This is a genomic window from Ruminobacter amylophilus (assembly GCF_900115655.1).
Taxonomy (GTDB): domain Bacteria; phylum Pseudomonadota; class Gammaproteobacteria; order Enterobacterales; family Succinivibrionaceae; genus Ruminobacter; species Ruminobacter amylophilus.
In genome coordinates this window covers 22,055-29,633 of record NZ_FOXF01000029.1, presented here as the reverse complement: position 1 = coordinate 29,633, position 7,579 = coordinate 22,055, and the positions used below count along the sequence as shown (strand labels likewise).

Genomic DNA, 7,579 nt, shown 5'->3' with positions numbered 1-7,579 from the left:
GAACCATTGACCTGAGGTATCCAATCCACGTATAACAGAGTGGCCAATGCCGTGCTTACACTGAGGAAAATGTCTTGCCTAAATTTCTGCTTGACAAAGGTCGTTTCATAACAGTTACTTCATAAACATCGGTATATCCGCTGATATTGGTCCTGCTCATCGCATATGTCTGACCGTCAACGGTTACGCTTACGTTGGCTGAATCAGGAGACCAGATTCTGAAAACAGTGGCTGATTTGGTATATTCGGCACCGAGGAACGGATATGCATAGTCACTGTTCTGACAGTTACCGGTTGTTCCGTCGGTATCACAGTACTTTCTGGTATCGGATGCACACTGTGAAGGATCCTTTTCACAGGGATCCTCCTCGCACAGTGAAGGATTTTCAGCACACGGATCCGGCACGCAGCCGTCGGAATCCGAATCACAGTCCTGGTGCACATCAGTTACACTGAGAACCCTGGTCTCTTCATTGAAACTGATAATATAATTTCCTGCCGGAAGGGTTATAAAGCCGCCTGAAGCAGTCAGAGCCACACCTGCACTGCCGCCGAGGAAAATACACTGATCCCTGGATAACGGCAGTGCTTCAAGCTTGAATTTGGTGGTATCACTGAATTCAAATGTTCCCTCCCATTCTGAAGCTCTGCCGCTTTTTGCAAGTAAATCAGTCCCGTAATTATTGTGGGAACCTCTCAGGGCAACCTTTGCGTATTTACCCGGAACAGTCACTGTTACGTCCTGAGTATGAGTATCGGTATTACCGGCTGAATCCGTAACCTTTAAGGTAACCGTATATTTACCTGCAGCCTCATAAGTCACGTCCGGAGATTTTTCAGCAGAGGTCATGCCGTTACCGAAATTCCAGCTGTAGGTCAGCTCATCATCTTCAGGATCGGTTGAAGTATTGTCAAAAGAAACAGAGAGACCGTTAACCGTCGAAGTGAATGATGCGACAGGAGGCTGATTGCCGCCGGCCTGAGTGAAGGAGTACTCCATGGTTCTGTCATTGATGGAAAGAATATAATTTCCCACCAGTGAAACCGGTTCATCTCCGGTGGCTGATGTATTTACGGCAAGTCTGCCGGCAACTCCGGATGAACCGTAAACGGTACCGTCCCATGAACAGCCGTCGGTAACCTTAAAGCGCTGAGCGCCGGCGGTATCCCCCTTGCCGTCAAGAGTGAGGCCAAGGGTCCAGAAACCTGTTTTACGGTTATAGGTCAGAGGTTCCTGAGTCCACTTGTTTGAAGTGCCTACGTAACAGAGTTTACCCTTTGTCTGCTCAATATCAGCCTGACAGCCGGCATCATTCGGATTCAGGACACAGGCGCATTCTTCATTTGATGAATGAGAATTACACCAGCTTACGCACACCCCGTTAACCGTAGTTTCATCCTTACATACGCAGGCTGCTCCCGTCGGATCGCTTTCGCACGGAGAAACGCCCTTTCCGCACCACTGTTCATCGGTACAGATAGCCACGGCAGTTTTGGCCGGTATGGTAAAGGTAACCTTTCCGCCGCTTACGGTAACATCAGAGCCGCATGGATTGTTCTTAGGATCCGGTGCTCCCAGGATATCGCAGTACTCTCCGTCAGGCACTTCAACCGTGAAGGTATGGGTTACGGCATTACCGGTGGTATTCTGAGCGTAGAAACCCCTGCTTCCTCTGTTAAACCATAAAGCTCCGTCATCAAAACCCTTGGATGTAACTCCGGTACCTCTGGTGGCTCTGGCAAATCTCGGAGAATTGAGAACAAACGGTACACGGTGCTGACACAGCCAGCCGCCTTCACAGCGGGGTGCCCCCTGCGGACCCGCCTGGTCATGGGTATCATCGCTTATACGGAAACCGTTGTCGTCTTTTACCGGGAACTGATATCCGGAATAAATCTGTCTTACCTTGCCTAAAGGCCATACGACGAGCCATGACTGGGCCAGATGATAATCAGGATTGTTCTGAGACTTGATTGAATAACTGCCCGCAGATGCACGGCCCCATTCATCATCATGATTATTAATAAATACTTCCGCGTCTTCGGCATCAACATGAGACAGTCCGAAAGTAAGCGCCTTGGCATAACCGCTGCCGTTGAATGTTTCCTTGATTCTGTCAACATAACTGAAATCAGTTACTACGGCATTATCAATCCAGGCATACTTGTCCGGCTGAATGTCATCAGCCTCATTGCCGGGATTGCCGATAACCTCCATGTAAATCGGAGGTCTCTTTCCGGCTTTGGCCGCGGTTTTTTCCATAATGGCATTGATGTCATCGTATTTGACGTGTTTTGCGGCGTCTATACGGAAGCCGTATATTCCCATGTCCAGAAGACTGACGAAGTAATCAGCTATCTTATCCTGAGTACTGCTGTTATCCGTTGCATGATCCGGCATACCGCTCAGATCGCAGTTTCTGACTATCCATGCATTGTCATAACGGTTTCCGATGGAGCAGTTGTTGTGATGGAAGTCCTCACTTGTAAATCCGTCCGGATAGTTATAGGCACTGAAGGAGGAACCGCCGGTACTGACGCCGTCACCTGCTCTCTGATTGATTACGGCATCGGCAAATACCCTGACACCTGCATCGTTACAGGTCTTTATCAGGGCTTTAAGCTGCTGTTCACTGCCTGCGGTGGTATTAAAATTCTTGAAATTTACCGGCTGGTATATACCCCACCATTTACCGTCAACCTTCTTATGCTCCGCCGCCTGGGAAATCTGCACACCGTCGAATCCGGCAGGTCCGAGATACTCAGTACATTCTTTTGCTATATTTTCATAAGTCCACTGAAACGGCTGAATTATAACCATTTCACCTTCATAATTCCTGGCATGGGCCACGTTTGCGGCCAGTGCCAGTACAGCAGAAGACACGGCAAAACTGAGAAGTTTTACCTTAAAATTATTTAAGATCATTAATAATTACTCCGTCTATCCTTAAACAAAAAGAAAAATTGATGAATATCAAACAAAATCTCCACTTTTTTACATTAATTTAACTTTTTACGTTTTTTAAGATAGCATAAAACGTTTTCATGAATATTGATCAATGTCGCATTAATTTTAGACAAATCAAAAGATTTTAGTACATTTTCAGCCGTAATATACTAATTTAACATATTTTTAAAGGCTTATTGATATAAATAATATATAATCACTGATGTAACTTCACTTTATTTTTACACACGTTAAATCATGTGTTTCAGATCATGATTTAACAGTGAAAAAATATTATCAGAATGGATAAAAATTCAGCAGACTGCACAAAAACTCTTCATAAAAAAAGCTGCTTCACCTATTGATTATTAAAAATAATTAAACTCGAAAAATAAAAAATATTCGTCATAATTCCGTCTGCGGACCTTTGAACATAAAAACTTTTTCTGTACAGATTTTGAACAGCGTAAACATGCGGCATGATGCTGATGTCATGAAAACGCTTTTATCAAAATTATTATTTTTATATATTTATTTCATATTTAAAAATATATGATCGTGATGATTCAATTTTTTCTGATGAAAAACCCCTGCTTCCCGCGGTTTCTGCCGGAGTACCGGAGCTGTTTCGGCATAACGGCGTATCAGGTATGTTTTTCCATGCTTACGTATCATGTCAGGTATAAGTTTCAATCCCGGTGACCGGGAAGGTGGATAATGAGAAGTGTGAAAAAGCCTTTATTTTCAGGGGCTGAGAGTATTTTCCTCAGAGTCCCGTCATCCGCCGGGAGATGAGGTTCCGGCACTCCGGCATTCAGCAGACTGGACTGTGCGGGGGAACCATACGTTTGTGTTTTTACGTATCCGGCTGGGACAGAGATTATTTCTGCCGGAAACAGGTTTCGGAATTCTGCGGATACGGTACTGCCGTTTTTTTTTCAAAAGCAGTGCCGTTTTTCTGATTTTTTTTCTGGAAAGCTCGTAAACCGGATGTGAAAACGCCTGTTTCAGGCAGCTTTCAGGAGGTTTACGGGGACTGCGTAAAAGAATAAATTTTATCAATATCGATTTTTAAAATTCGTGCTCCGGATTCGTAAAAAATCGTATTTTTATCAATATTTTTTGAGATATATCAAGGTTTTTGGCTTATTCACACTTTTGGGGTATAAAGTTGTGAATTAAAATAAATCAAGCTTTTTTATTATTTTTTCGTTCAAAAATACACCAATCAGACATCTTTTTAGCTAACTTTTTCATCACTGTCTGAAACCGGCTGTGGTTAACTTTTTACGTACCTGTAGCTCCGGAGGCCGGTTCAGGCAGTTATTTATAACATTATCATAAATGTGATTAAACTGTGTAAAGCCCTTCCGGGCCTTGATTTAAGCTCGTTTACAGAAGAAGGAACGGTCCGAGATTGGTGTTTTTCGGCATACCGAACTCCTCTGGATAAGTCACATCCACAAGGTAAAGTCCGTCCGGCTGGGCGGTAGGCCCCGCCTTGGTTCTGTCCAGACCGGCAAACACTTCGGCCATCCATTCCACCGGCTGTCTTTCATACCCCACCTCAAGCAGGGAGCCCACGATGTTTCTGACCATGTGGAGCAGAAACGCGTTGGCGGTTATGTCGACAATCACGTAGTCACCGATGCGGCTTACCTCAACTCTGTGAACATTGCGCCAGGGAGTTCTGCTTTCGCATCCTGCCGCCCTGAAGCTTGTAAAGTCATGTTCGCCGACAAGACACTGAGCCGCCTCGTGCATGGCCTTTTCATTAAGAATGCCGTGATAGTAGTGGGACACCTTTCCGGAAAGAATTCCGGGGCGGCTGCGGTTGTTGAGAATGACGTAACGGTAGCGTCTCGCCGTTGCCGAAAATCTTGCATGAAAATCATCGGTGGTCTGCTTCACCCATTTGACGCTGATGTCCTCAGGCAGAAAAACGTTGGTTCCCAGCATCCAGGCATGTTCCGGCCTTACCGCGTCCGTTATGAAGTTTACCACCTGTCCGGTAGCGTGAACACCGGCATCGGTACGCCCGGCGCAGAAGGTTTCAATTTCGGTTCCGGCCACTCTGCTTAAGGCCTTCTCAATTCTTTCCTGAACGCTGTCAAAGGTTTTCTGACGCTGAAACCCCTTATATGCCTGTCCGTTGTACTCTATTCCCAGAGCTATGTTCATTACAGAAATCCTTTTGATGATTATCATGCTAGCCGTAAAAGGCTGAAATTACCGGCTAAATATACCACAAAAACCGGCAACAACAAACCGGCAGAAACATTATGACGGGAACATGACAGCCTGATATCAGGCCGGCGGATAAAAATGTTCCGTCATCACATTAAAAAACAGGGGCTTTTCAGAACCTCTGAAAAGCCCCCTGTCAGATCAATAACACCTGAAAGTCCGTCTGCAGATTAAATCACGAAGAACTTGTAGTGTCCCCACGCCATGGCAAAGAACACGCTGAACAGGGCAAACACCACCGGCAGAAGACATCTTGCCGTACTGCTGTTTCTGGCAATGAGCGTAAAGGTCAGCAGACACGGAAGCATGCAGAACATGTATCTCGGGAAGGCGTTAACCCCGGTCATTATCGGAATCAGAATGCAGATGGCAAAATAAAGAGCCTCGGCATAGTACTTTTTCCTGAACAGGTACCATACGAGCGGCAGACTCAGGATAATCACGATACTGAAGTATTCCTTGTAGCCGCCGGTCATCAGCCCGTCTATCACGTATTTTACCGGATTGCCCATGGAACGTCCCCACGCCCACTGGATGTGCATGAAGGCAAAGCTGTCACCGGTAAGGGTATACAGATAGTTCTGATAGATGAACATAGGCAGAGGCACGCACATGATACCCAGTATCAGCTTCAGATTGTTTCTGTTGAAGGTAAAGAGATTTCTGAATCCGTATTCCATGATTCCGGCAAGAAGCAGCGGGAACACGAACATCACGCCCACGTTTCTGGTGGCCGTCATGCCCATGGCCACAAGCCCCGCCATCAGAAAGTTCTTTCTGCTGAGGAAGGTAAACGCCAGAATGGAGAATACCAGGAAAAGACTCTCTGAGTAAGGAGCCATGAAGTAGATTGAATACGGCAGGAAACAGAGCAGCACGGTGGAAATGTCACGTGCCGGACGTGAAAAACCGAGCACCTTCAGATAGTTGTTCCAGAGGAACAGCGCCAGAAGGAAAGCCAGATTGCTCACGGCAAGCAGCCCCGCCAGATAATTCTCGCCGAATACCATGGCAGCCAGACGGCCGGTCATCGGATACCCCGGCAGGAAAGCCCAGTTGGCTGCGTGTCCCGTAGTAAGATTCTGCGGAACCGGAGCATAGCCGTCGCGGGCCACGGTTTCAAACCAGCCGCAGTCGAACTGACACATGATGTTCATGGTGTCGGTCACCATACTGCTGAATACCGGTTCGTGGATATAATTGATTTCCGGAGGATAATGCACGTTCCCCAGATAGATAATGGAAAACAGCACCAGTCTGGACAGTAAAAAGAGCAGAATAATCCATAAGGACTCGCTTACCATTCTGTTCAGAATGTCTGTTCTGAAAAATCTTCCCCAGCCGGATCCCCTGTTGAGATTATTCAGGGATGAAGGCTGATCCTTTCCGGAAAACACACCGGAATAACTGTTTTTTGTATAAGAACAATCCCATGTTCTGTTCCACCCGTACACGGGAGTGGAAACCGCCCTGGAATTACTTCTGTATGTTTTTTCATTATTTATATTATTATGCATGTCAATGAGCCGGTTTTACACTTCTACCACTTCAAGTCTAATATCACGCCCGGAACATGCCGGAACGCTACCGGTTTATCTTATTCATTATGTATGTATAACGTTTTTATGAATACCGATAAACAATGTTCACTTGTCTTTATTATTATTTGTTATTATCCGAAACTTTATTTTTATCTAATCTTTTATTGCCGTTATCTGCAGATACTCTTCCGCGGTTCTTTACGGATAAGGGTTTTATGTGTCCGTCCGACACGGATTCGGACACATTCGCAGTTTTTTATCTGTCTTTCACTTCGCTTAATCCGTCGCCGTTCCGACTCTTTTCCGGAACATCATCCTCCCCGATGTCCCTCGCCTTGCTGAAAACCCAGAACTTTGACCCCGCATATGTCGATGCTGTAACAATCACCATGGCGGTGATTACCGGAACGTATCCGTACAGACCGAGGCCGTTCTTCATCAGATTTATCAGCAGAGCCCTTAAGAACAGAGTGGCCACCGACAGAATCATCAGCCTGATGAAGACTGAAGCCGAGCCCTTCTTTCTGAAGGTTACCCTGGTGTGACCGAAGAAGGACACCAGGAAGGCAGTGGAAAAACTTACTGCCGATACAATCTCTTCAAAATAGGTGCCTACGCTCCCGCAGAGACCTGCCGCATCATATGAGATGCCGGCAAATCCCGCCAGCATTCCCAGAAAAGAGCCGACGCCTTCAGGCTTTACCACCTGAAACATCAGAACGGTCACGGCCAGATCCACCAGAGTCGCCAGACCGCCGATAAACGCGAATCTGACGATTCTCCAGAATTCCCCGCTTCTCAGAATGGCGGCTATTCCGCCGTTACTCATGGTTAAGCTCATTGC

The 7,579-nt window shown here is 46.2% G+C and carries 4 protein-coding genes; all 4 read right to left on the bottom strand.

What is annotated here, in order from left to right; genetic code table 11:
* Positions 1 to 55: 55 nt before the first annotated feature.
* Complete coding sequence (locus BMY80_RS07860) at positions 56 to 2,926, bottom strand: PKD domain-containing protein (protein WP_093142571.1); 2,871 nt, start codon at positions 2,924 to 2,926, stop codon at positions 56 to 58.
* 1,413 nt (positions 2,927 to 4,339) lie between these two features.
* Positions 4,340 to 5,128: a tRNA pseudouridine(38-40) synthase TruA gene (truA, locus tag BMY80_RS07850; RefSeq protein WP_093142566.1), complete on the bottom strand. Its 789-nt coding sequence runs from the start codon at positions 5,126 to 5,128 to the stop codon at positions 4,340 to 4,342.
* A gap of 236 nt (positions 5,129 to 5,364) precedes the next feature.
* Entirely contained in the window at positions 5,365 to 6,711 is a 1,347-nt protein-coding gene (locus tag BMY80_RS07845) for a hypothetical protein (RefSeq protein ID WP_093142564.1), read from the bottom strand.
* A gap of 280 nt (positions 6,712 to 6,991) precedes the next feature.
* Positions 6,992 to 7,576 (bottom strand): GtrA family protein, encoded by a 585-nt coding sequence (locus BMY80_RS07840; protein ID WP_093142562.1) that lies wholly within the window; start codon positions 7,574 to 7,576, stop codon positions 6,992 to 6,994.
* Positions 7,577 to 7,579: the final 3 nt, after the last annotated feature.

Excerpts from the sequence above, each read along its gene's own strand:
- BMY80_RS07860 (WP_093142571.1), bottom strand. The coding sequence starts at position 2,926 with ATGATCTTAAATAATTTTAAGGTAAAACTTCTCAGTTTTGCCGTGTCT.
- truA (WP_093142566.1), bottom strand. The coding sequence starts at position 5,128 with ATGAACATAGCTCTGGGAATAGAGTACAACGGACAGGCATATAAGGGG.
- BMY80_RS07845 (WP_093142564.1), bottom strand. The coding sequence starts at position 6,711 with ATGCATAATAATATAAATAATGAAAAAACATACAGAAGTAATTCCAGG.
- BMY80_RS07840 (WP_093142562.1), bottom strand. The coding sequence starts at position 7,576 with ATGAGCTTAACCATGAGTAACGGCGGAATAGCCGCCATTCTGAGAAGC.